This is a genomic window from Staphylococcus sp. 11511212 (assembly GCF_011394755.1).
Taxonomy (GTDB): Bacteria; Bacillota; Bacilli; order Staphylococcales; family Staphylococcaceae; genus Staphylococcus; species Staphylococcus chromogenes.
In genome coordinates this window covers 393,118-415,455 of the sequence record NZ_JAANBQ010000003.1, presented here as the reverse complement: position 1 = coordinate 415,455, position 22,338 = coordinate 393,118, and the positions used below count along the sequence as shown (strand labels likewise).

Annotated in this window: 23 protein-coding genes and 1 pseudogene; 3 read left to right on the top strand and 21 right to left on the bottom strand. The window is 34.3% G+C overall.

Annotation, left to right across the window (positions count from 1 at the left end; translation table 11 throughout):
* Window positions 1-62: 62 nt before the first annotated feature.
* Together cspA and msaA are read right to left on the bottom strand one after the other, a co-directional pair.
* Window positions 63-263 (bottom strand): cold shock protein CspA, encoded by a 201-nt coding sequence (gene cspA / locus G8Y84_RS03495; protein WP_001831260.1) that lies wholly within the window; start codon window positions 261-263, stop codon window positions 63-65.
* Between the two features lie 178 nt (window positions 264-441).
* Window positions 442-750 (bottom strand): regulatory protein MsaA, encoded by a 309-nt coding sequence (gene msaA, locus G8Y84_RS03490; RefSeq protein WP_037573611.1) that lies wholly within the window; start codon window positions 748-750, stop codon window positions 442-444.
* A gap of 335 nt (window positions 751-1,085) precedes the next feature.
* Between msaA and G8Y84_RS03485 the strand changes: the two genes are divergently transcribed.
* From G8Y84_RS03485 to G8Y84_RS03475, 3 genes are read left to right on the top strand one after another with little or no spacing between them, the layout of a single operon-like run.
* Window positions 1,086-1,355 carry an acylphosphatase gene (locus G8Y84_RS03485; protein WP_037573614.1) on the top strand — a complete coding sequence of 90 codons (270 nt, stop codon included), beginning with the start codon at window positions 1,086-1,088 and terminating at the stop codon, window positions 1,353-1,355.
* 19 nt (window positions 1,356-1,374) lie between these two features.
* Window positions 1,375-2,010, top strand: coding sequence for a 5-bromo-4-chloroindolyl phosphate hydrolysis family protein (locus G8Y84_RS03480; protein ID WP_037573617.1), 636 nt, complete (start codon window positions 1,375-1,377; stop codon window positions 2,008-2,010).
* Complete coding sequence (locus G8Y84_RS03475; RefSeq protein ID WP_037573619.1) at window positions 2,007-3,200, top strand: toxic anion resistance protein; 1,194 nt, start codon at window positions 2,007-2,009, stop codon at window positions 3,198-3,200. Before G8Y84_RS03480 ends, G8Y84_RS03475 begins: the two co-directional genes overlap by 4 nt.
* A gap of 135 nt (window positions 3,201-3,335) precedes the next feature.
* Here G8Y84_RS03475 and brnQ3 read toward each other — a convergent pair whose 3' ends face one another.
* The 19 genes and pseudogenes from brnQ3 to G8Y84_RS03380 form a co-directional block, all read right to left on the bottom strand.
* On the bottom strand, window positions 3,336-4,682 hold the full coding sequence (brnQ3, locus tag G8Y84_RS03470; protein WP_037573621.1) for a branched-chain amino acid-like transporter carrier protein BrnQ3: 1,347 nt from the start codon (window positions 4,680-4,682) through the stop codon (window positions 3,336-3,338).
* Between the two features lie 120 nt (window positions 4,683-4,802).
* Complete coding sequence (locus G8Y84_RS03465; protein ID WP_037573623.1) at window positions 4,803-6,692, bottom strand: vWA domain-containing protein; 1,890 nt, start codon at window positions 6,690-6,692, stop codon at window positions 4,803-4,805.
* A gap of 11 nt (window positions 6,693-6,703) precedes the next feature.
* Complete coding sequence (locus tag G8Y84_RS03460; protein WP_037573626.1) at window positions 6,704-7,507, bottom strand: ATP-binding protein; 804 nt, start codon at window positions 7,505-7,507, stop codon at window positions 6,704-6,706.
* Between the two features lie 61 nt (window positions 7,508-7,568).
* Window positions 7,569-7,775 (bottom strand): DUF6501 family protein, encoded by a 207-nt coding sequence (locus tag G8Y84_RS03455; protein WP_037573629.1) that lies wholly within the window; start codon window positions 7,773-7,775, stop codon window positions 7,569-7,571.
* A gap of 16 nt (window positions 7,776-7,791) precedes the next feature.
* The gene (locus G8Y84_RS03450; RefSeq protein WP_037573632.1) at window positions 7,792-8,604 is read right to left on the bottom strand and encodes a VOC family protein; all 813 of its coding nucleotides are present in this window, start codon (window positions 8,602-8,604) and stop codon (window positions 7,792-7,794) included.
* Between the two features lie 293 nt (window positions 8,605-8,897).
* Entirely contained in the window at window positions 8,898-10,154 is a 1,257-nt protein-coding gene (gene sucB, locus G8Y84_RS03445; RefSeq protein ID WP_037573635.1) for a dihydrolipoyllysine-residue succinyltransferase, read from the bottom strand.
* Window positions 10,155-10,167: 13 nt separating this feature from the next.
* Window positions 10,168-12,957: a 2-oxoglutarate dehydrogenase E1 component gene (locus tag G8Y84_RS03440; protein ID WP_037573639.1), complete on the bottom strand. Its 2,790-nt coding sequence runs from the start codon at window positions 12,955-12,957 to the stop codon at window positions 10,168-10,170.
* 90 nt (window positions 12,958-13,047) lie between these two features.
* Window positions 13,048-14,417 (bottom strand): annotated as a pseudogene (locus G8Y84_RS03435) (HAMP domain-containing sensor histidine kinase).
* A complete protein-coding gene (locus G8Y84_RS03430) occupies window positions 14,414-15,091 on the bottom strand; it encodes a response regulator transcription factor (protein ID WP_037573645.1) in 678 nt (225 codons plus the stop codon). Before G8Y84_RS03430 ends, G8Y84_RS03435 begins: the two are co-directional and overlap by 4 nt.
* 355 nt (window positions 15,092-15,446) lie before the next feature.
* Window positions 15,447-16,061, bottom strand: a complete 615-nt coding sequence (locus tag G8Y84_RS03425) for a phosphatase PAP2 family protein (RefSeq protein WP_037573648.1) — start codon at window positions 16,059-16,061, stop codon at window positions 15,447-15,449.
* Between the two features lie 14 nt (window positions 16,062-16,075).
* Window positions 16,076-17,146, bottom strand: coding sequence for an undecaprenyldiphospho-muramoylpentapeptide beta-N-acetylglucosaminyltransferase (locus G8Y84_RS03420; protein ID WP_037573650.1), 1,071 nt, complete (start codon window positions 17,144-17,146; stop codon window positions 16,076-16,078).
* A gap of 9 nt (window positions 17,147-17,155) precedes the next feature.
* Window positions 17,156-17,665 (bottom strand): GNAT family N-acetyltransferase, encoded by a 510-nt coding sequence (locus G8Y84_RS03415; RefSeq protein ID WP_105996602.1) that lies wholly within the window; start codon window positions 17,663-17,665, stop codon window positions 17,156-17,158.
* Window positions 17,665-19,104, bottom strand: a complete 1,440-nt coding sequence (locus G8Y84_RS03410; RefSeq protein ID WP_105996601.1) for a S41 family peptidase — start codon at window positions 19,102-19,104, stop codon at window positions 17,665-17,667. Before G8Y84_RS03410 ends, G8Y84_RS03415 begins: the two co-directional genes overlap by 1 nt.
* 147 nt (window positions 19,105-19,251) lie before the next feature.
* On the bottom strand, window positions 19,252-19,473 hold the full coding sequence (locus G8Y84_RS03405) for a YozE family protein (protein WP_103159582.1): 222 nt from the start codon (window positions 19,471-19,473) through the stop codon (window positions 19,252-19,254).
* Window positions 19,473-19,973 carry a PTS sugar transporter subunit IIA gene (locus G8Y84_RS03400; protein WP_105965305.1) on the bottom strand — a complete coding sequence of 167 codons (501 nt, stop codon included), beginning with the start codon at window positions 19,971-19,973 and terminating at the stop codon, window positions 19,473-19,475. Before G8Y84_RS03400 ends, G8Y84_RS03405 begins: the two co-directional genes overlap by 1 nt.
* 14 nt (window positions 19,974-19,987) lie before the next feature.
* Complete coding sequence (msrB, locus tag G8Y84_RS03395; RefSeq protein ID WP_105965306.1) at window positions 19,988-20,416, bottom strand: peptide-methionine (R)-S-oxide reductase MsrB; 429 nt, start codon at window positions 20,414-20,416, stop codon at window positions 19,988-19,990.
* The gene (gene msrA, locus G8Y84_RS03390) at window positions 20,409-20,936 is read right to left on the bottom strand and encodes a peptide-methionine (S)-S-oxide reductase MsrA (RefSeq protein WP_037573665.1); all 528 of its coding nucleotides are present in this window, start codon (window positions 20,934-20,936) and stop codon (window positions 20,409-20,411) included. The genes msrB and msrA overlap by 8 nt, the downstream gene beginning before the upstream one ends.
* Window positions 20,937-20,954: 18 nt before the next feature.
* The gene (locus G8Y84_RS03385) at window positions 20,955-21,800 is read right to left on the bottom strand and encodes a DegV family protein (protein ID WP_037573668.1); all 846 of its coding nucleotides are present in this window, start codon (window positions 21,798-21,800) and stop codon (window positions 20,955-20,957) included.
* A gap of 17 nt (window positions 21,801-21,817) precedes the next feature.
* Window positions 21,818-22,294, bottom strand: a complete 477-nt coding sequence (locus G8Y84_RS03380; protein ID WP_103159580.1) for a dihydrofolate reductase — start codon at window positions 22,292-22,294, stop codon at window positions 21,818-21,820.
* Window positions 22,295-22,338 lie beyond the last annotated feature (44 nt).

Genomic DNA, 22,338 nt, shown 5'->3' with positions numbered 1-22,338 from the left:
AAAATAAAAAAACAGTGAAGCAGTCCTCACTGTTTTGTATAAGTCAATATTGCATCTATTTATTATAGTTTTACAACGTTTGCAGCTTGTGGACCGCGGTCGCCTTCAACTACTTCAAATTCAACTGATTGACCTTCTTCTAATGATTTGTAACCTTCTTGGTTGATAGCTGAGAAGTGTACGAATACGTCGTTTTCTCCTTCAACTTCGATAAATCCAAAACCTTTTTCAGCGTTAAACCATTTTACTGTACCTTGTTTCATAATCTGTGAAACCTCCAAGACTAAAATTCAATATGCGCTATTCGCATATTACAAAAAATACTATTTTTACAATGTAAACAGATAAAATATTCTTTGCAATATGGAATAATGCAATTGCTTAAAAACTATTATACGTTAACACTACACGATTTGCAATAACGAAATGAAAATTTTTAGTTTAGTCAATTAAAGGTAAATTATAATAAATTTTTTCATTGTTCAAAATGATAAAGCTATCAAATATTTGCAAATCTTCATCACAATGTTCACAGTAATTCATATCGCAATTATTATAAAAAGCATACATGTTATATTTCCCTACTATACAATTGTCATAATTCGCTTTAGCCTCTTTGATAAGTTTTTCATAATTTTTTAGAAATGAGTCATATGTGTCAAAGCAATAAGTTTCAATTATATGATTTTTCCAATCTTCAAATAACCACCAGCCCTCATAATCAGTACGTATTTTTGTTACTGTCCACATATGTAAAGCCTCCAATAATTCTAATATAGCAATTCTCAAAATAATCTTTTTTTTACCAGAATGCAAGTGAATATGTATGAATATCATAACGCTAAATGTAAATGATTGTCTATTGCCCTATTATCACGCTAAAATAGCACAACTTCCAATGAAACGCTTGAGGAATTAAAACAATAGCTACTTATGCAATACTCGACGCTTTTTCCGTAATGAAATTTTTAATCGTTAGTCAATTAAGTTTTGTTTTTATTCAAATGAGGAAGTCGTTTAACGCCGGCTAATTATTAGTTTTTTAACGAAGAAATCCGTATAATTAGAAGTAAGAGGTGGTTAATATGAAACATCAATTCATAAAAGTATATGGCCGTGTCCAAGGCGTAGGTTTTCGCTATTTTACACAAAAATTAGCACAAAAATACAACATTACAGGCTATGTTAAAAATGTTCAAGATCATGTGGAAATAGATGCTCAAGGAGAAATTGAGGATTTATCTTCATTTACTCAAGAGGTGACTCACGGGGCGTCTCCTGCATCAGAAGTCAATGATTATACTATTGAAGAGCGTGAGATTAACAAGCATTTAACGACATTTAAAACTGAATGAATATAAAAGGAAGATGACTATGAGATATCAATTTTCAAGACTTTTCGGAGGACTTGTAGGGATTCCTGTAGCAGTTATTGCTTTTTTTACAAGTATTTTAACTTTTGATATATCTTTTATTTATGACATGTTAATCGGTTCGGCAGGATTTGTATTAGGTTATATCCCTACTCAAAGATTAACATCGAAAAGCTATTTGAAAGAGTTAAAATTATCTAGAAAAGATTACAGATATATTAATCATCAAGTAAACACAGCACAAAGTAAAATAAAGCGCATATTTAAGACGTTTATAAAAGTTCGTTCAATCAATGATTTCAAATTAGTGAATGATATTTATCGTATTTCAAAAACGGTGAATATGACTGTACGTCAACGCCCTAATCAATTCTTCAATGTAGAAAGCTTTTATTATACTCATATCGATAATGCGCTCAATTTAATTGAAAGTTACACGCGTTTAGCTAAGATGCCAGTTAAATCTCAAGATGAGCGTCAGATGTTACAACAAACAAGAATTACTTTGGAAGAAGTTAGACGTACGTTAGTGGCTGATTTGAAACAGGTCAATGCACAAGACTATGAACAACTTGATACAGAGATGAGGCTAAATAAGATTTATCAAAATCGGAAAGAAATGGAGCATGAAAAATGAGAGAAAATGATTTATCAAACTCAGAGCAAAATCATCCCCTAGATTCATACTTTAACAGTTTTGAAAATGATACATTGTCACCGCATCATTCTCAAAAAGAAACTACGGGACTTGCGCAATCTAGTCAACCTAAATTCTCAAAGCAAGATCAAGAGAAAATTACAAGTTTATCTAATCAAATTAAGCCCTTAGATCATGATAGCTTATTACATTTCGGAGCCAATGCGCAATCACATCTTTCGCAATTTTCTCATCAAATGTTAAACGAAATTCAATCTAAGGACGTTGGCCCTATTGGAGATACGTTAGAAAGTTTAATGAAGAAGTTAAAAGAAGTGAATCCAGAAGAGCTATCTCAAAAAAACGATGGCATGTTAAAGAAATTATTTAAACGTTCTAAAAATTCTATGCAACAGCTTTTTTCGCGGATGCAGTCCGTCAGTGCACAAGTGGATAGAATCTCGGTTGAACTTGATAAAAATAAATCATTACTTGTTAAAGATATTAAATTGCTAGATCAACTCTATACACAAAATAAAGATTACTACGATGTCCTCAACCTTTATATTGCAGCAGCAGAACAAAAGAAACAAGAAATAGAAACTAAAGTATTGCCTGAAATGCGCACGAAGGTTCAACAAGAGGACAACCAAATGGCTGTTCAAGATGTTGCAGACATGGAACAATTTGTGGATCGTCTAGAAAAACGAATTTATGATTTACAGTTATCTCGTCAAATCACACTTCAATCTGCACCACAAATTCGTATGATCCAAAATATCAATCAAGCGCTTGCCGAAAAAATCCAAAGTTCGATTTTAACGAGTATTCCACTATGGAAAAATCAAATGGCGATTGCCCTCACATTGCAACGACAAAATAAAGCGGCTATCGCTCAAAAACAGGTGACAGATACCACAAATGAAATTTTAATTCGAAATTCTGAAATGCTTCGTCAAAATGCAAGAATGACAGCAGAAGAAAATGAACGTGGCATTGTCGACATTGAAACACTAAAAACAACACAAGATAATATTATTCAAACGATTGAAGAAACTTTACAAATTCAAGCAGAAGGTCGACAAAAACGAATGCAAGCTGAAAAAGACTTGCAACAATTGGAATCAAATCTTCGTCGCCGTTTAAGTGATGCAGAACATCAGCGTAACCAAACGGACTTATATAGATAGAGCATTTTAGAGATTGAGTTTCTAATTAGCGGAAAATAGCATCAATGGTTTGAAATTGAATGTTTTACGCCCTACTTTAATGTTTTTATAGAGAATAAAAATCCCCATTTTCCAACGAAATGGGGATTTTTGTATCTATTCTTTTTCGTAGACGATGACTTTTGATTTTTTGACAAAAGCACCAATAACATAAGCAATAATTAATGTAACAATCATGATTGGAAACCATTCAAGTGCAAATTGGTGTAATGGCAATTTGCTGATAAAACCAAAGTTTGCCCATCCATTAGTATGCATCACACTTAAAATAGATTCAATTGATACAATGACTACAGTGATTTGCTGTGTAATACGACGTGTTGGAATAAAACGCGCGATTAATATAAGCAAAACTGTAGTAATAGCGACTGGATACACAATTGAAAGAACAGGGACAGATAATTGAATCACTGCATTGAGTCCTAGATTTGATAAGAATAAGCTAATTAATATAAAAATAATCACGAAAATTTTATATGAAACTTTAGGGAATAAACTATGGAAATATTCACTTACGGAAACGACTAATCCACAAGCTGTTGTTAAACAAGCCAGTGCCACAATAATACCTAGTAAATATTTACCAAATGCGCCATAACCAGTATTGGCCATTGTGACAAGTAAATGTGCACCAATATTTTGATTGTTGGCTACCAATTTATTCATTGTTGCTTCAGATAAAATAATATGGTTACCGATAAATCCTAATGAAATATAAATGATGGCTAATGCAAAAGCAGCGATTAAGCCAGCAAGTGCAGTTTGTTTAAAAATTTGGTTGGCATGTTTAACCCCTGTAGCTTTTATCGCATTAATCACAATCATCGAGAATGCGATGGCCGCAATGGCATCCATCGTTAAATAGCCTTCAGTAAACCCTTTAGAAAAACCTGCTAAATTTGATGAATAAATTTTTGGATCTGCCTGATTTTGAGGGCCGCCCCCGAAATCGATGAATCCTTTTACAATCATTGCTAAAATTGTAATCAGTAATAATGGTGTGAGAATTGCACCGATACGATCTACAATTTTACCTGGGTTTAAACACAAGTAAAGTACAAGTGCAAAATAGATAACTGTAAAAATAAATAAAGCAATTGGATTACTCGTCCCAATAATCGGTGTAATTGTCATCTCAAATGATGTTGATGCAGTACGAGGAATCGCAAAAAGCGGTCCAATCGTCAAATATATAGCGACTAAGAAAATCACTGAGAATGCAGGGTGTATTTTGTTGATTGCACCTATATAACCTTGTTTATCAATTGCCCCAACTACAATACCTAATAGTGGTAATCCTATTCCAGTTAAAACAAATGCTATAATGGAGGGCCAAAAGTATTGACCACTCGAAAGACCTAAATTTGGTGGAAAAATTAAGTTACCCGCTCCAAAGAAAATGGCGAATAACATAAACCCAATGACAAGTGTATTTTTGTTCATATTGCTGCTCCTTCAATCCAACTTTTGAAATTTATGCTTCATTCTATCACATAAAAATTATAACGTCTATAAAAATTCTGAAAATTAGAAAATATTTTCGCCATTTTGAGCTTTAATGCGCTAAAATGATTTCAGTAATAGTTTTTTAAGCAATGGAGACAGTAAACTTGGTAAGTTTTCCACCCCTTCTACAAATATTGCAAAAGCGCCATATATATTATGAATGGTTTGCTCAGTTGCTTCAGTGATAGGGTCTTGGCTCAAAAAGACATTAAATATTTCTATCCCTAGCTTACGACTGTTCTCAACTGCCTCATAGGTATCTAAAATACCATCTTGACTATAATTAAAGGCAGAAGGTTCACCATCTGAAAAAACAATTAAAAACTTCTGCTTTTCAGAGCGCGATAACAATCTTTCGCTTGCAATTCTGATTGCGACACCATCACGATTATCGTCTTGTGGACGTAAAGTCATAATACGCGGGGCTTCGCTGGGATAAATGGATTGATGATACTGTATGATTTCATCGATGATATTTGGTTGATGCGTTTCATCAGCATCAAAAGCATCTTCGTTAAAAGCGAGTATTTCGTGGCGAACGTTCAATGCTTTCAATGTTTCATGGAATAAGACAACACCTTTAATTGTTTCATCCATTTTATCGTACATACTTGCTGAAGCATCTATCAATAGCGTAAATGTCGCATCAAAACTTTGACTTAAATCTGCCTTTTTATAAAAGACTTTGTATTGATCATCAACAAACCAATTAATTAAGTTTTTTTGCAAGCGCCCTTTCATTAAGTTAACACGTTTATCTTGATATTCACGGTCAATTGTTTTTTTAATGATTTCGATTAAATCACGTGTTTCATATTGGACGGATTGTTGGACTTGCTTATAGGCATCAAAATGTTCGGGTTGTATCTCTGGCTGATGCCAACGTATATCGACATACTGATTAATGCCGTTTAGTGCTAATAATGGATATCGACCATACTGTGAACCGCCTTCTTCGCTATCAAGTACATCGTTTGAACCTTGGCCTTTTTTGGAAGACACATTTGTCATGTCGTCTGTACTGTCCCCTTCTCTTGCAGTCTCGTTATCATTTAATACGTCGCTATTTTGACCTTCATGTAACTCCATTTCTAAATAAGCGCCACCAGAAGTTTCACTATCAGCTGATTTAGTTTCAACAGATTCTGTTTCTACTTCGTCAGACTCATCAGTACCTCCATCAACATTAGCAGCATCCATGCGTTTAATATCGTCCAACGTATAATCACTAAGGACTTCATACACTTTTCGAGGGATATGATAATATTCATTTAGCATATCCTCATTGAGCCATTGATCAACTTGAAACATAATCCGTTGCGTAAGATACATCGCATCTTCACTACTCTGAAGATTAAAAAAGTCAGGCAAGTACTGATACATATGTTCCAAAATCCCTGATAAATCATCGTGAACAAAAGGCACATCATAAAAGTTTTCGTTTAAAAAAGCCTGTTCTAAATTTAAAAAAAGAAGATCTGTATACATCGTTTTTGTACGATAAACATTAATTTGTGTCTGACAATATTGAAGACGAATTTCACGTCGCATTTTAATCATTTTAGAGGTGCGTGGTCTTTGGTTTTCAATAATATTTAAAATACGCATTTCTTCAATGAGTTTGAATAATTGTCGGTAGAATTTTGGGTGTTCGAAACCTTCATCATTGTTAAGGATTTCATTGACGATTTGAGGCGACATATTAAAGTAACTATATGTTGCAAGTAAGACATCTGTTTTTAATCCTGTTTTTTCAATGTGTTCAGGTCGATGAGACCAAAATGAACTACAGATCACTTCATTTTGAAGTGCATCATAGTATGGAAATTTATGAATTTTTACTTGTGTAGCTGAATTTTTTAATAATAAACGGGATAAATCTTGTAGCATCATGACTTTCATAGCATCTAACTGTTCATCATTAAATAAGATAAAACGATCACTCATGTAATCACCTTCTAAAAGTTTAATTCTACGGCATTTTGAACAGCTTGTTGTTCTCTTTCATCTTCCAATTTATCAACGATTGTTCTTTGAATCGCCCTTTCAATTGGAATTACAGTTGCAAGGTCACTCAAGTCTAATAATGCACGAATACTTGCTGCTTCTTCTGACAATTGTCCTTGTTTAGTCATCGTTCTCAAGTCTTCATTAAATTTGATAATTTGATGTATCAATTGAGAATCTTTAAGTAAACTTTGCTCACGAATAACATCGTGCAATGTCTCTCCATCAATATAATCCACGTTAATCACAACAAAACGGTTCTTTAATGCTTCATTCATCGGCAATGTTCCAACGTAACCTTCATTGATTGCTGCAATGACTTTAAAGCCTTCAGCAGCATGGATAACCTCTCCAGTAAATGGATTTGTCAATTGACGTCTATAATCTAAAACGCCATTTAAAATAGGGAGTGTTTCTGGTTTAGCCATATTGATTTCATCAATGTATAAAATATGACCTTCTTTCATTGCTTTAATGACGGGTCCATCTATAAAAACAATTTCCTGATGCCCGTTTTCACTTGTTTTTATTGTTTTAAATCCAAGCAGACTTTCGGCATCCAAATCAACGGAACAGTTCACTTGATGCATAGGTATATTCAAAGTTTGACTTAAAGTTTCGGCAAGTTTTGTTTTGCCAGAACCTGTAGGCCCTTTTAGTAAAATATTTTTGTTTAATTCAAATAATTTAGCAGCGTCCCCAAAAATGTTTTCGTCTGAGTTTATATATCCCTTAAATTGTTGTGTCACTTTCATTCACCTTTCCTTACAAGAAAAAAGACGTGAGTACAAATGTACTCCCGCTTTTGATTTTTCATTATTTTACTTCTTCAAAATAGTCTTTATAGTAGCCACCGACGAGACCGGAATTATCTATAATTTGATAATACTCTTCTGTTTCATTAACCACATCATATACTTTTCCAACAGTTAACATATCACTGACTGTGAATTTTTTTGCATCCGTGTGGACAACTTTCACCTGTTTAATAGGTGTATTATTTTTCCATGTTTGATGTAACATACGCATCACCTTTCAATTATTCATCTAATGTTAAAATAAACGAAATACCACTCACATCACTGATACGGAGAGCACGTGTTTTCGCTTGTTCATTTTTTAATTGTTGATACGGAAGTTCATTCATCTCAAGTTGTTGCAAAGCATTTTCAAATTGCGTTGCATCTTTAGCAGTGAACTCGATTTGTTCTACAATCCCTACTTCAGGAAATTGAATTGGTACAGAAGGTTCATAAAGATGAATTTCAGAACCTAAGCCTCCATTGTCTTTATGTAGAACAATGACCTTCGTTTGACCATCATTTATAGTGTATTCACCCAGAGGTTCAAAATCAAACACTTTTGTTAAAAGTGAGTAAGTAATCATCATCTCATTTGTTTTTAAAATAACCGGCCCTAAGCCTTGAATTTGATGTAGTGGATTAACGGTACTGTTTTCAACAGGGACACCAAGACCGATACCTGTGTTATGTTCATTTGAAAAGATAGAAAATTTTTGATGCATTTCATCTTTAAAATCGATATATACATGACCATTTAATTGACTTGGCTGAGAAGTTGGGATGTTGGCTTCGTTCAAGATAGAAGTATATGTTTGTATGCCTTCATCAGAAGGTGTTCTTAAACCTATAGCATCAAAATGCTGATATTGTTCAGCTAATCCTCCAGGTATTTCGACAAACTGAATACGTGTCCCAGGCGAAAGAAGAGCATCGCCAAATTGAACGGCTCCTTCGCGTTTTTCAAAATGTAGTCCTAACTTTTGATGAAATAATTGGATTGTTTGATTTAAATTTTGAGTTGCTAGAGTTATACTTCGAATACCCGTCATGATACGACCTCCACTGACCTCTAATTAAAGTGAGTATATGCTTTAGTTTAACATAAAGAACGAGGATTGTTGAGTTTACAGATTAAAACTTAATAAAGAAAACGATTATCTGTGAATTAGCACTCGCTTTTATAAGAAATGGAGATATAAATGATCTATATAATAATATATGTGAATGCTTAGCCATAACAAATGATAGCTAGAAAAATTTACTATAGCTCCTCAAATAGATCCCATATTAAATAGCCCCCACCTAACAGCTCGCTAGGTGGAGGCTAATTTAAAAATAGATATTAAGATTCTAATAGTAAATCTTCAGGGTTCTCGATTAACTCTTTAATCGTTTTTAAGAAACCAACAGCTTCTTTACCGTCGATAATACGGTGATCATAGCTTAATGCAAGATACATCATTGGTCGGTTTTCAATTTTATCGCCATCAACAGCAATAGGTCTTGTGATGATTGAGTGCATACCTAAGATGGCAGCTTGGTTACCATTTATAATTGGTGTTGACATCATAGAACCAAAAATACCACCGTTTGTAATTGTAAACGAACCGTTCATCATATCATCTAAAGAGAGCTTGTTATCACGTGCTTTGGCAGCTAAGTTCGCAATTTCTTCTTCAATTTCGGCAAAATTTTTCTTATCACAATCGCGTACATTCGGTACTAATAATCCACCTGGTGTCGAAACTGCCACACCAATATCATAAAATTGTTTAGTAACCATATAGTCACCGTCGATTTCAGCATTGACTTCTGGATATTTTTTCAATGCTGCTACAGCGGCTTTAGTGAAGAAAGACATAAAGCCTAATTTAGTACCATTATGATCTTCCATAAATTTTTCTTTTTTACGTTTTCGTAAGTTCATGACATTCGTCATGTCGACTTCGTTGAACGTTGTCAACATTGCAGTGTTATTACTTACTTCGAGTAATTTTTTTGCTGCAGTTTGTTTTCTGCGACTCATTTTCTCACGAATGACAGGTTTAGATGGTGTTGCCGATTTTTGTGGTTTTGTATCTTGATTAGAAGAAGATGTGTTTGATGAAGCGCTTTTAGCTTGTTGGCCGCGTTCAACATCTTCTTTTCGCACAATACTTTGAACTTCATTTAAACTTACACCTTTTTCTCGAGCGGCACGACGTGCTGAAGGTGTCGCATTGATACGGTCGTTAGAGGAAGTTTCCTCTTTTTGAGTAGGTTGATCTTTTGATTGATTATCTTGTTGTTCTTTTGACGCAGTCTCTTCAGATTTTTTGGAATCGTCGTCTGATGATGTAGATTGTTCTGAACTTGCATTACCACTACCTTCACCAACAACAGCAATCGCTTGACCTACTTCAACTGTGTCCCCTTCTTCAGCAAGTAATTCTTGTAACGTACCTGCTTCTTCTGAAACAACTTCAACATTGACTTTGTCTGTTTCTAATTCGAGAATGGCTTCACCTTTCTCTACAGTGTCGCCAACTTTTTTTAACCATTCAGCTATGGTACCTTCTGTAATTGATTCAGCTAATTCTGGAACTTTAACCTCTGCCATTTTTATATGCCCCCTAAATATTTAAACTATTTTCAATAATAATATTTTGAACGAGTTTGTGTATTTCTCCATCACCCTCTGAAGGCGCTGCACGATGTTTACGGCCTTCATAATGTAGTGGAAGATCTTTACCAAGGAAGCGTGTAAGGATTGGATATAAATAGTGCCATGCCCCTTGGTTTTGAGGTTCTTCCTGAACCCAAGTCACGGATTCTAAGCCTTTAATTGATTGCAATAACTCAGCTATTTCATCTTCTGGGAATGGGTATAATCGTTCGATAGCGACTAATAGAATTTCTGAGTTAGGTTCTTTTTGAAGTCGTTCTTTAAGGTCGATAAACATTTTACCTGTTGCTAAAATAACTTTTTTCACCTTAGAAGCATCGTAGTCTTCTACTAAAATTGGTTCAAAACCACCTTGTGTAAATTCGCTAATTGGTTTAGCAACTGTTTTATTACGTAATAGGCCTTTAGGTGACATGATAACCAATGGTCGCATTGCCTCAGTATTTAAACTTGCTGCTTGAGCGCGTAAAAGATGGAAATAGTTACTTGAGCTTGATAAGTTACAAACCGTCATATTATTTTCAGCTGCGAGTTGTAAAAAGCGCTCGAGTCTCGCAGATGAATGTTCTGGTCCTTGACCTTCAAAAGCGTGAGGTAAAAAGAATGTTAAACCTGAACGTTCACCCCACTTGGCATTGCCAGAGAAAATAAAATTGTCAAAGTAAATTTGAGCCATATTCGAGAAGTCCCCAAATTGTGCCTCCCAAATATTAAATGAAGCTGGATGTTCCACATTATAACCATATTCAAAGCCAACGACAGCAGCTTCTGAAAGCGGTGAATTATGAATATCAAATGTCGCTTTTTGTTGAGGAACATGTTGCAATGGAATGAAAACATCTCCATTTTCTTGGTCGTGTAGGACCGCGTGACGATGACTAAAAGTTCCTCGCTCGCTATCTTGTCCAGTCATACGGATAGGTGTACCTTCTTGCATCACTGTTGCAAATGCAAGTTGTTCTGCATGCGCCCAGTCCACTAATCCATCTTCACTTTCAAAAGGACTGCGACGTTGCTCTAAAATACGATTTAATTTTTTAAATACGTTAAATCCTTCTGGATAGTTGAGCATCGCCTCATTGATTTCTTTGAGACGTTCTAAGGACAATTCACTTTCATTACTTTGAAGAGGTTTAGAAATTCCTTCAGGTATCTCCATTTCTGTGTTGTCGTTTTTATCGTTTTTATCGATAGAATCATGCGCTTGACGCATTTCTTTTTGAACATTTGAAATAACTTCATCCATCTCTTCTTTATTAATGATGCCCTCTTCAATCAATTTATTACCATAAATAATTTCAACAGTGTCATGTTTTTTTATGTTTTTGTATGGTAATGGATTCGTTAAAGTCGGCTCATCCATCTCATTATGACCAAATCGACGATAACCTACTAAATCAATGACAACATCTTTATTAAAGGTCTTTCTAAATTCCATAGCAATATCAATAGCTTCGATAGTTGCTTCAACATCATCAGCATTTACGTGCATAATAGGCACATCGTAACCTTTGGCAACATCAGTCGCATAAGTTGTTGAGCGCCCATCAATGGGTTCTGTTGTAAATCCGATACGATTATTTGTAATGATGTGTAAAGTTCCACCTGTAGAATATCCTTTCAAACTACCAAGGTTCATTGTTTCAAAGTTAACCCCTTGGCCAGGATATGCTGCATCCCCATGAATAATGATTGGCATACCGTTATTAAAGTTTGTCTCAACTTGACCTGCTTGATCTGTGAGGTCTTGTGATGCGCGAGTACGTCCTGTCACAACAGGAGCTACGACTTCAAGATGGCTCGGGTTATTTGCTAAAACAATTCGTTGTTCATGACCGTGGTCATTAATTGTTTTCACACCACCAAGATGATATTTAACATCGCTTGTCCAACCTGAAGTGAGTTCTAAACTTCCATCTTCAGGTAAAAACTTCATTGGGTCGGTATGCATAAACTCGGAAAGCATCATAGCATAAGGCTTTTTAAGGATATGTGTGAGTACATTTAAACGTCCTCTGTGTGCCATACCGATTTGGATATTTGTAATATTTACTTCAGATGCACGTTTAATTGTGTGTGAAAGCATAGGCACTAATGCGTCTACACCTTCTATTGAGAAACGTTTCGCTCCTACAAAGTTTTTGTGGAGATATTTTTCAAATCCCTCTACACGTGCGAGTTGTTTGAACAATGCTTTTTTCTCTTCGGTGTTCAGGCTTGCTTTATATGGGGTTTCAATTCGACGTTTAAGCCACACACGTTCTTTATTGTTATTTATATGTGTGTATTCAAAGGCGATAGGTCCTTTATATCGTTTTTCCATTCTTAAAATCGCTTCATACGCATTGTCATAGATATCTTTAAAATGTTCAGAAACAATGTCGGCAGATATATCTTCGAGCGTCTGCCTGTCTAAATCGAAATCCTCAATTGTGAGTTTAGGTAAATGTTTACGTTCGGGCTTATTGACAGGATAAATATCTGCTTGTAAATGCCCGTATTGTCTAATATTATCAATCAACCGCATAACACGTTTAATTGTGCTATCTCCTGAGCTTGATTGACGTGATGTGTTTGATAAGGTTGCTTCGCCATCTTTGATTGTGCTAAAGAGCACTTGTAAATCTTCAGTGACTGAACTTGGATCTTCTAAAAACTGATCATAGAGTTCTAACATTAATCCTAGATTCGCTCCGAAGTTTACAGGTGCCTCTGTCACCTGTTTATCGTTCTTCATAATCCACCCTCCACAGAATAAATAAAACCGCTTACAGGATAATCATAGCATTAATTTGTGAACATTTAAAGGCAAAATAGGGGGTAAATTCTAGTTCTGACTTGCATTGAAGCTAATTGTGAATGTTGTAAATTTACCTACTTCGCTTTTAACCGAAATATGACCTTGATATAACTTGACAATTTTTTCAGCTATTGATAGGCCTAAACCATTTCCTCCTTGATGACGTGAGCGAGATTTGTCGACGCGATAAAAACGATCAAATATATAATTAATATCTTCTTGAGGAATTCCCATTCCATGATCTGTAATTTCAATAATGACTTGATTATTAATGTACTTTGTTGTGATATCAATTTTCTTTCTTTGTGTGTCATATTTAATGGCATTATCAAAAAATATTAAAAGAATTTGTTCAAAATGAAAGGCATTGATATTTAAAAATATAAAATCTTGATTTGTATTGAATGTAAAAGTGTAGGAGTCATGAATTTTTGTAATTGCTCTAATACGTGTTTTAATTTCTTCATTAATGTCCACTTTTTCCACTTGATTTTCAGCATGTCGCATATCATTTTTAGTAAGCATCAATAATTCTTCAACGAGTTTTGAAATACGATTCATTTCTTCTATTGAAATCGATAATGATTCTTCTAATATCTCAGGGTCTTTCTTACCCCATCGTTTAATCAAACTAAGATGTCCTTGAATAATTTGTAGTGGTGTTCTTAATTCATGTGAAGCATCTTCAACAAATTGACGTTGTTGGTTAAATGAATCTTCAAGTTTAATCATCATGCTATTAAAAGTGTCTATTAATGCATCGGTTTCTTCATAATTTGTTGGAACTGATAGTTTTTCTTGAAATCCATCGCGTCGAATTTGTGTCATTTTCTCTGTAATAATATTGATAGGCTTTGTAATTTGTGCAGAAAATATGTAGCTAATAATTGCTGTAACGAACAACGCGATAAGCCCAAAAATCAATGCTAAATACGTGATAAATCTTAGTAAATCATCATAAACTTTTAATGAATGGACTACTGTCACATACCCTTTAAAGTAAGAAGTATCCACCGGTGTGCTTACCACAATGAATGAGCCTTCTTTATTTTTAATTATAGTGATATTTCGCGTGTTGATAGCATGAAATTCTGGTGAAAAACGTATATCTGATGTGTTAGAGTTTTCGAAAATTTTTCGATGGTAACTATCATGCAAAATCACTTTTTGATAACTATTTGTAACGGAATTAAATTCGATTGTTGTAATACGTTGAATAGGTTTAGTTTCTAAAAGGTTATAAATATCATCAACACTTCGTTCAGCTTTTTCTAATTCATGTTGCTTTAATAAGCTGCTAATGGCGTAAATAATTAATAAACAAAATACAAAAATAATTAAAAAGTGATAATCGTCGTAACAAGCGTCCATTTTGTTTTCAAAGTGGATTGTTTCATTGTCTAATCACATATCCTACGCCTCGTACAGTTTCAATGAGTTTTTGCTTGCCTATAGGTTTTAATTTATTTCTCAAATAACGAATATAGACGTCTACCACGTTTGTCTCAACAGCAGATTCGTATCCCCAAACGTGGTCTAGAATTTGTTCACGTTGTAAAACATGATTTTTGTTTTCTGCTAATACGAGTAATAAATCAAACTCTGTTTTTGTGAGCTCTATATTTTGAGACTCAAACGAGACACTGAATGCATGTTTATCAATGATTAAACCATCGATATTAATAATATCTGTATTAGAATGGCTTTCTTCACCATATCTACGTACAAGTGCACGCATTCTGGCTAATAATTCTTCTATTTCAAAAGGTTTAACAATATAGTCATCTGCACCATTGTCCAAGCCGACGACTTTATCATAAATTTCCCCTTTTGCTGTAATCATGATAATGGGCGTATCTTTTTGGGTTCTGATACGTTGACACACTTCAAGGCCGTCCATTTCTGGAAGCATTAGATCGAGTAAAATGATGTCATAATATTGTTGTAATGCTTTATTAAGTCCAGAAAGACCATCATAAGTAATGTCCACGTCATACTGTTCATGTTTTAATTCCAATTCGATGAAACGAGCTAAATTTTGTTCGTCTTCAATAATTAATACTTTTTTCATGATGTCACCTCTTCTTAATCATAGGGTAAAAAGCACAGAGATTAAAGTTTTTCAAAAAATTTTACAGTTTTAATTGACAATCATTCTCAGTAAGGTATAATGTAATTGAAAATGATTATCAATCGCAACGACCCCCCCACTACAATTCGTTCTTTTGATTGAGTCATTTTCAAGTACTATCCCCTTTTATATGCCCGTATAAAAAATAGTCGTTTTGATTAAACGTTAAATTAAAACTGTCACACGAAGGTGTGGCAGTTTTTTTATCTACTCTTATTTAACCCATAAACGTGAAGATATAAATAACGATGAAGGTCATCTAAAATAGATTGTTCCTTCATCGTCTCGAAAAGTATTATAGTTTTAAGGGTTTTCTTAACATTAATTGTGTAAGGAGTATACAGAAAATGCCCCCAATAATTCCAGCAATGATATCAGTTGGATAATGGACACCTAAATAGACACGTGAAGTTGAAATTAACAATATCATTAAAGCACAAAGTGCAATGACGACACCTTTAGATTTACCTTTCAGAATTCTGTGGCTCACGTAAATCAAACTACCGAAGAAAGCTGTTGACCCCATCGCATGGCCACTTGGAAAACTAAATCCAGATATATCGATCAGTCTTAAAATAGTTGGACGTTCCCTATCAAATATATTTTTGAGGATTGGATTTGTTGCTCCTGAAACCATCATTGTTAAAGCGAAAAATAACGCTTCGATTTTATATTTATAAAACATTAATAGCGCGACTGTTAACAGCGAGAGACACATCATTGCCCATACTTCACCGATTTGTGTTGCTCCAAAGAAAATAGAAGTAGAGATAAAACTTTCGGAGGAATAAATAAATTCGTATACTTCTGTGTCAATCCACTTTCCTAACCTTGATTCATGGAACATTGCGATAACCGCAAAAATTAATGCAAATACAATAAGCAATGAGATGCGTTTCCAATGGTTCATACATTTATCCCTCCTTATGATTTAGCGTCTTGAATGATTTTATTGAGCAATTGTTCTTTCGTTAGGCTCTCTTTAAAATTATCCATGTTGTGAATAATTTGCGTGCGCGTATTTTCAATTTTTTCTAATGCCGGATATAAAGTTTCAGCATTTAATTCAGATTCATCGATCATAGAGGCATAGCCTTGTTTTTCAAAGTATTTTGCATTATCAATTTGGTCCCCTCGGGATTGGTCTAATCCAAGTGGAATAAGCAACATTGGGATTTTTAAAGTTAAAAATTCATAAATTGCATTCGATCCTGCACGTGAAATAACTGTATCTGTAATCGCTAAAATGTCAGTTAAATCTTCTTTTAAAAATTCAAATTGAACATATCCTGGTTTTTGAATTGAAGCATCTTTAAGATTCTTGCCAGTGAGATGTACAATTTGGTAAGTAGTAAGGAGTCGCTCTAATTGACGGCGTATAGCTTCATTAATCTTTTGACTCCCCATACTTCCTCCCATAACGAGCAGTACTTTTTTATTGGCATCAAAACCTGTTAATTGATAACCACGTTCAGGGCTACCATTTTTTAAATCTTCACGAATAGTTGCTCCAACAAAATCTGCACGTCCTTCAGGCACATATTTTAAAGTTTCTTCAAATGTGACATACATTTTTTTTGCAAATTTCATACTTATTTTATTCGCTAAACCAGGCGTTAAATCTGATTCATGAATAATTGTAGGTATATTTAAAGATTTTGCTGCTAATACCACTGGAACTGATACAAAGCCTCCTTTAGAGAAGACGATATCAGGTTTTTCCTTTTTGAGAATACGTCTTGCATCGTTAATACCCTTGAGGACTTTGAAAATATCTTTAGCGTTTTCAAAAGAGAGGTATCTTCTTAATTTTCCGCTCGATATCGCAAAATAAGGCGTATTCGGAAGTTGAGATGTAATCATTTCTCGTTCTATCCCGGTTTTTGAACCTATATAAAATGTTTCATATCCAGAAGCTTTAGCTGTAGGGATAAGACTTAAATTAACTGAGACGTGACCGACTGTACCGCCTCCAGTAAATGCTATTTTTACCATATTAACCCTCTATTCGTTCAAATTTTTGTAGTAAGCATAAAATGGTTCACCTTTATCAAAAGGAAATTTATTACTGGTCATTTCGCCTGTCATGATAAAGCCATTTTTTTGGAATAATTTCTGAGCTCTTTCATTTAATGAAAAAGTATCTGTAAGTAATATATCTACGTCATGTTGACGCGCTAAGTTTTCAGCAAAATCCATCATACGTTGTGCACTCCCTTTATATTTAGGAGAAGCCACCAGTCGATGAATCACATAAGCATTTGAAATGTCACTTGGCCATTGAATACTATTGTACCAATCTGGTGCTTTTTGATCGATGACGATAAACCCCTTAATTGTCTTGTCTTCATCAATAACATACATACTATTTGCTTCAATATCACGTTCAAAATGTGTTTTTAAAGGGTAGAGATGATCCCATTGTGGGTTTTGATCTTCTAACATGAGAACTTTGGCTTCTTCAGTTAACGTTTCTATAATATCGATTTCAGCGTAAGTAGCAAGTCGTATCATCATTTATGCTCCTTTAATTTTTGAATCGTTTTTTCTAACATCGGATCTTCTTTTGAAGCTTTTTCAACTAATAATTCAGTAAATTTTTGATTGGTTTGCTTATCAAATTCTCCTGTGATATTAAGGTCATGTGTACTTTGGAATTTTTTAATGGTTTCTTGTAATCTTGAATCAAATTGTTCATTTTGTGTGCCAGATGAATAACCTAAAGCATCTAAGCCGATTTTAATAGATTTCACATGAGTGTTCGTATCACCCATTTTAAATGTTTGATCTGATGGAATGACATTTAAATTTTCAAAATCAGCGCCAGCGACTTTGACGTCTGGCTGGATACCTTTGCCATGGATGTATTGTTTGTTAGGTGTTAACCATTTCATTTCAGTAAATTTTAAAATTGACCCATCTTCAAGTTCGCGTGTCGTTTGTACAATGCCTTTACCAAAGGTTTTTGTTCCATATATTTTAGCAATTTTATGATCTTTCATCGCACCCGTAAAAATTTCAGATGCACTTGCTGAACCCTCATTGACTAATACAGAAATGTTTAAATCATTTACATTTTTTAAGGGTTCATTTGAAGTTTTAACGGCTTCAGTTTGTTTTCCTTTTTCTAAATAAAGAACGGGTTCATCTTTTTTTAGAAAAATATTGGACATTTTAACAGCTTCATCCAATAGGCCTCCAGGATTATTTCTTAAATCTATCAAGATATTTTTTGCGCCAGATTGCTGTGCTTTTTGGATGGCTGATTTTAATTCACCGGAAGTTCCTTCTTGGAATTTGTTGACTTTAAACACAGTGACATTGCCCTTTTTCTCGACTTCGACACTTTTGACATGAATTGTATCACGTTCTACTGTAAAATCTTTTGATTCAGAGCCACGTTGAATCGTAAGGGTAACTTTCGTTCCTTTTTTACCGCGAATTTGAGGAATAATCTCGTTTAAAGTTTTTCCTTTTACAGGTTTCCCATTCACTGCTTTTAATATGTCTTTAGGTTTTAGTCCAGCTTTTTCTGCAGGTGATGCTTTCATTGGACTCGTAATCATAATTTGATTCCCTTTTTGTTGCATCTCTGCACCAATCCCTACAAAATCACCTGTGACGTCTTCATTAAAAGCTGTTGTTTTATCTTTTGAAATGTATTCTGTATATGGGTCTTTTAACCCTTTTGTCATACCATTAATCGCATTTTCTAATAATTTATCTTTATTTGGTGTTTGATAATAATCATTGGCGAGCGTTTCATAGACTTTACTTAATTTTTCGCTATTGGCACTTACTTGTTGATTTTGAGACTTTTGATGCCATAAATAAATACCGCCAAAAATGAGTAGTGCTGTTAAAATAAAAGTTAATACAATTCCCATAATAAAATGGGATAAGGATACGTATTTTTTTTCTTTTGAATGTGTTTTCTCTTTTGGAGGCAACATTAAAACACCCCTTTATTTTATATGTAAAAGAAAAGGAGTGAGCGTGAAATCAATCATCTAAGGATTTGATTTCTTCGTCTCACTCCTCAAATTTAGACTTGAAATGATATCAATTGGCATCCATATATCTTCATCTCTAGGGCAATTTTAAAATTGAAGCCACTCTTTATATTCGTCAAACAAACCATCAAAAATCGACATGGATAACGTATAATTGCCTTCAGTTTCAATATATTCAGATAAGACATTAAAATCATTTTCATGTTTAGGAAAGTCTAAATCTTGGTACGCCATTTCAGCAAAGGCACCTTCGTCATTTGGTCGTCCTCTAACGGTGAGGAGGAAATGATAAAAAGAAGCATCTTTCATTATTTCACCGTTACGTCAATTACTTTAGTTTCACCTTTTGTTAAAGTTGTCGCATCCAAAATTTCAAGATGCTCTGTTTGATCTGTATTTGTAATAATGACAGGTGAAATTGTTGATTTAGCATGTTCATCGATATAATTCATATCGAATTCTACTAATTTATCACCCACGTTCACGTGGTCACCACTTTCCACAAAAGTTTTAAATCCTTCACCATTAAGTTGAACAGTATCTAAACCGATGTGTACTAAAACTTCGATGCCATTGTCTGCTTTAAGACCAATCGCATGTTTTGTTGGGAAAACATTGTCTACAACACCTGAAATAGGTGAAACAACAATTCCCTCAGATGGTTTTACACCGAATCCTTCGCCCATCATCTTTTGTGCAAATACAGGATCGGGAATATCTTCAATTTTGACGTAATTTCCACTTATCGGTGTAAACACTTCAACCTCTTTACTCGCTTCATTACCTTTTCCAAATAATTTCTTAAACATCCTTCATCGCTCCTTTATTGTTCAAAATGCTGAATTAAATCTCCGTAACCAAGTTCTTCAAGTTTGTCATATGGGATAAATTGGATGGCCGCTGAATTAATACAATAGCGTAATCCCCCACGTTCACGGGGTCCATCATTAAAGACATGACCAAGATGACTATTACTTGTTTCTGAACGCACTTCTGTACGAATCATTCCAAACGATTTATCAATAAGTTCAATAATATCTTCGTCATCAATTGCTTTTGAAAAGCTAGGCCATCCGCAATTCGATTCGAATTTATCCTCTGATGTAAATAGAGGTTTACCTGAGATTTTATCAACATAGATACCCTTATCATAATGATTCCAATATTCATTTTCAAATGGAGGTTCTGTTCCATCTTGTTGGGTTACTAAATATTCTAAATCTGTTAAATCTTTTTTATCTTTTTTAATCATTTTGATCACTCCAATGTCGATCTATAAAAGCTTTTCGCCCAGAACCAAGCTGATACTGTGCATAATGCATTGGGTTTTTACGGTAGTAATTTTGATGATATTCTTCTGCTGGATAAAAGTTTTGATAAGGTTCAACAGGTGTAATGACCGGTTGATTAAATATTTTGGCTTCATTTAAAGCTTTAATCTTATCAAGCGCTTGAGATTTTTGTGCTTCATCATGGTAAAAAATAACCGGACGGTAATGTTCACCTCTATCAAAAAATTGACCTCCATTGTCAGTTGGATCAAATGTTTTAAAGTAAACATCCAATAAGTCTTTATAACTTATGATTTCAGGGTCAAAGTCGATTTGTACGGCTTCTACATGACCAGTTGTATCTGAACAAACTTGTTCATAAGTCGGGTTTTCAACATGTCCCCCGCTATACCCTGAAACCACAGAGTGGACCCCGTCGTAAGTATCAAAAGGCTTAACTAGACACCAAAAACATCCTCCAGCGAATGTTGCAATCGCCATAACATTACCTCGCTTTAATTAATTTTGTTCCTTTAAAACAACAAGTCCAATGGCACCTGTGCCTGTATGCGTTGAAATCACAGGTGTTGTGAAACTTGTATGGAAATTCGAAAAACTAAAAGTCTCATCTAATTTTTCTTTAACTTTGTCTAAAAAATCCACAGCATTCGCATGAGAAATAGCAACAGATTTTATTTTATCATTTCCTAAAAAGGATGCTAAATCTTTAGCGATATATTTAGCACAAGCGCCTTGAGTTCTCGAACTGTGAACCAATTCTAAATTACCATCGTTTAAAACGCCAATTGGTTTGATTTTCATGAGATTGCCGAGCATCCCTTTTGTTTTGCTAATTCGTCCACCTTTGATAAGACGATCTAACTTGCCTATCACAACATAAAGCATAATATTCTTTTGCAATTGTTGAATTTTATCCAAAATAACTTCAGTCGATAATCCTTCATTTAGCCATTCGACGATATGTTGGATTTGATAGCCTAAGCCATAGGCAATTGATTTTGAGTCAATAACAGTCACTTTGCCGTCTACCATTTCGCTAGCTTGAACGGCAGTTTGGTACGTTCCACTTAGTCCAGAAGATAAATGGATACTAATGACTTCAGCGCCATCTTTAGTCAACGTTTCATACGTTTCAACAAATTGTCCTAATGGGGGTTGACTTGTTTTTAAATCATTCTCATCATTATCTAAAAATTGAATAAATTCTTCTGAGGAAATTTCCTCTTGATCGATATAGGATTTTCCATTCACTGTGACACTTAGCGGAACAATATGAATATTATTCTCTGCCAAGTATGTTTGATCTAAATCTGATGTTGAATCAGTTACTATAATACGTTGCATGTGTGTGACCTCCAAGATTACTTCCGAATTAAATGTAAAAATGTATGCGGATATTTATTTTTTTCATCGATTTCGCCTTCGACAGCAGATTCGACTTCCCAATCTTCAAATGAATAAGGTGGAAAGAAGGTGTCGGCTTGGAAAGTTTCATCAATGACAGTAATGTACATGTCATCTACTTTATCTATAAACATCTCAAATAAAGATTGACCACCAAAAATGAACACATGGCCTTCTAATTTTTCAATGTCATTTACGTCATGAATGACATCAACGCCTTCAGCTTTGAAATCTTTGTTTCGTGTAAGGACTACATTTCTGCGATTAGGCAATGGTTTTCCGATAGATTCATAAGTTGACCGTCCCATCACTAATGTATTGCCAGTAGATAGTTTTTTAACAAATTTTAAATCATTAGGTAGATGCCATGGGAGTTGATTATTAAATCCAATCCCTCTTTGTTTATCATGTGCAACTAGGATTGATAAAGTCATACGCCTCACTCCTATACTTTATTTCCTTATTAATTAAAATAAAC

Bases quoted from the DNA above. Each gene is read 5' to 3' on its own strand.
- G8Y84_RS03425 (WP_037573648.1), bottom strand. From the start codon at position 16,061: ATGAACCATTGGAAACGCATCTCATTGCTTATTGTATTTGCATTAATT.
- G8Y84_RS03440 (WP_037573639.1), bottom strand. From the start codon at position 12,957: ATGAAGAACGATAAACAGGTGACAGAGGCACCTGTAAACTTCGGAGCG.
- cspA (WP_001831260.1), bottom strand. From the start codon at position 263: ATGAAACAAGGTACAGTAAAATGGTTTAACGCTGAAAAAGGTTTTGGA.
- msrB (WP_105965306.1), bottom strand. From the start codon at position 20,416: ATGATTAAAAAAGATAAAAAAGATTTAACAGATTTAGAATATTTAGTA.
- G8Y84_RS03480 (WP_037573617.1), top strand. From the start codon at position 1,375: ATGAGATATCAATTTTCAAGACTTTTCGGAGGACTTGTAGGGATTCCT.
- G8Y84_RS03475 (WP_037573619.1), top strand. From the start codon at position 2,007: ATGAGAGAAAATGATTTATCAAACTCAGAGCAAAATCATCCCCTAGAT.
- msaA (WP_037573611.1), bottom strand. From the start codon at position 750: ATGTGGACAGTAACAAAAATACGTACTGATTATGAGGGCTGGTGGTTA.
- sucB (WP_037573635.1), bottom strand. From the start codon at position 10,154: ATGGCAGAGGTTAAAGTTCCAGAATTAGCTGAATCAATTACAGAAGGT.
- G8Y84_RS03460 (WP_037573626.1), bottom strand. From the start codon at position 7,507: ATGAAAGTGACACAACAATTTAAGGGATATATAAACTCAGACGAAAAC.
- G8Y84_RS03455 (WP_037573629.1), bottom strand. From the start codon at position 7,775: ATGTTACATCAAACATGGAAAAATAATACACCTATTAAACAGGTGAAA.
- G8Y84_RS03450 (WP_037573632.1), bottom strand. From the start codon at position 8,604: ATGACGGGTATTCGAAGTATAACTCTAGCAACTCAAAATTTAAATCAA.
- brnQ3 (WP_037573621.1), bottom strand. From the start codon at position 4,682: ATGAACAAAAATACACTTGTCATTGGGTTTATGTTATTCGCCATTTTC.
- G8Y84_RS03385 (WP_037573668.1), bottom strand. From the start codon at position 21,800: ATGCAACGTATTATAGTAACTGATTCAACATCAGATTTAGATCAAACA.
- msrA (WP_037573665.1), bottom strand. From the start codon at position 20,936: ATGGCGATTGCAACATTCGCTGGAGGATGTTTTTGGTGTCTAGTTAAG.
- G8Y84_RS03405 (WP_103159582.1), bottom strand. From the start codon at position 19,473: ATGAAAGATGCTTCTTTTTATCATTTCCTCCTCACCGTTAGAGGACGA.
- G8Y84_RS03410 (WP_105996601.1), bottom strand. From the start codon at position 19,104: ATGTTGCCTCCAAAAGAGAAAACACATTCAAAAGAAAAAAAATACGTA.
- G8Y84_RS03430 (WP_037573645.1), bottom strand. From the start codon at position 15,091: ATGAAAAAAGTATTAATTATTGAAGACGAACAAAATTTAGCTCGTTTC.
- G8Y84_RS03420 (WP_037573650.1), bottom strand. From the start codon at position 17,146: ATGGTAAAAATAGCATTTACTGGAGGCGGTACAGTCGGTCACGTCTCA.
- G8Y84_RS03465 (WP_037573623.1), bottom strand. From the start codon at position 6,692: ATGAGTGATCGTTTTATCTTATTTAATGATGAACAGTTAGATGCTATG.
- G8Y84_RS03485 (WP_037573614.1), top strand. From the start codon at position 1,086: ATGAAACATCAATTCATAAAAGTATATGGCCGTGTCCAAGGCGTAGGT.
- G8Y84_RS03400 (WP_105965305.1), bottom strand. From the start codon at position 19,973: ATGTTTAAGAAATTATTTGGAAAAGGTAATGAAGCGAGTAAAGAGGTT.
- G8Y84_RS03380 (WP_103159580.1), bottom strand. From the start codon at position 22,294: ATGACTTTATCAATCCTAGTTGCACATGATAAACAAAGAGGGATTGGA.
- G8Y84_RS03415 (WP_105996602.1), bottom strand. From the start codon at position 17,665: ATGATACGACTTGCTACTTACGCTGAAATCGATATTATAGAAACGTTA.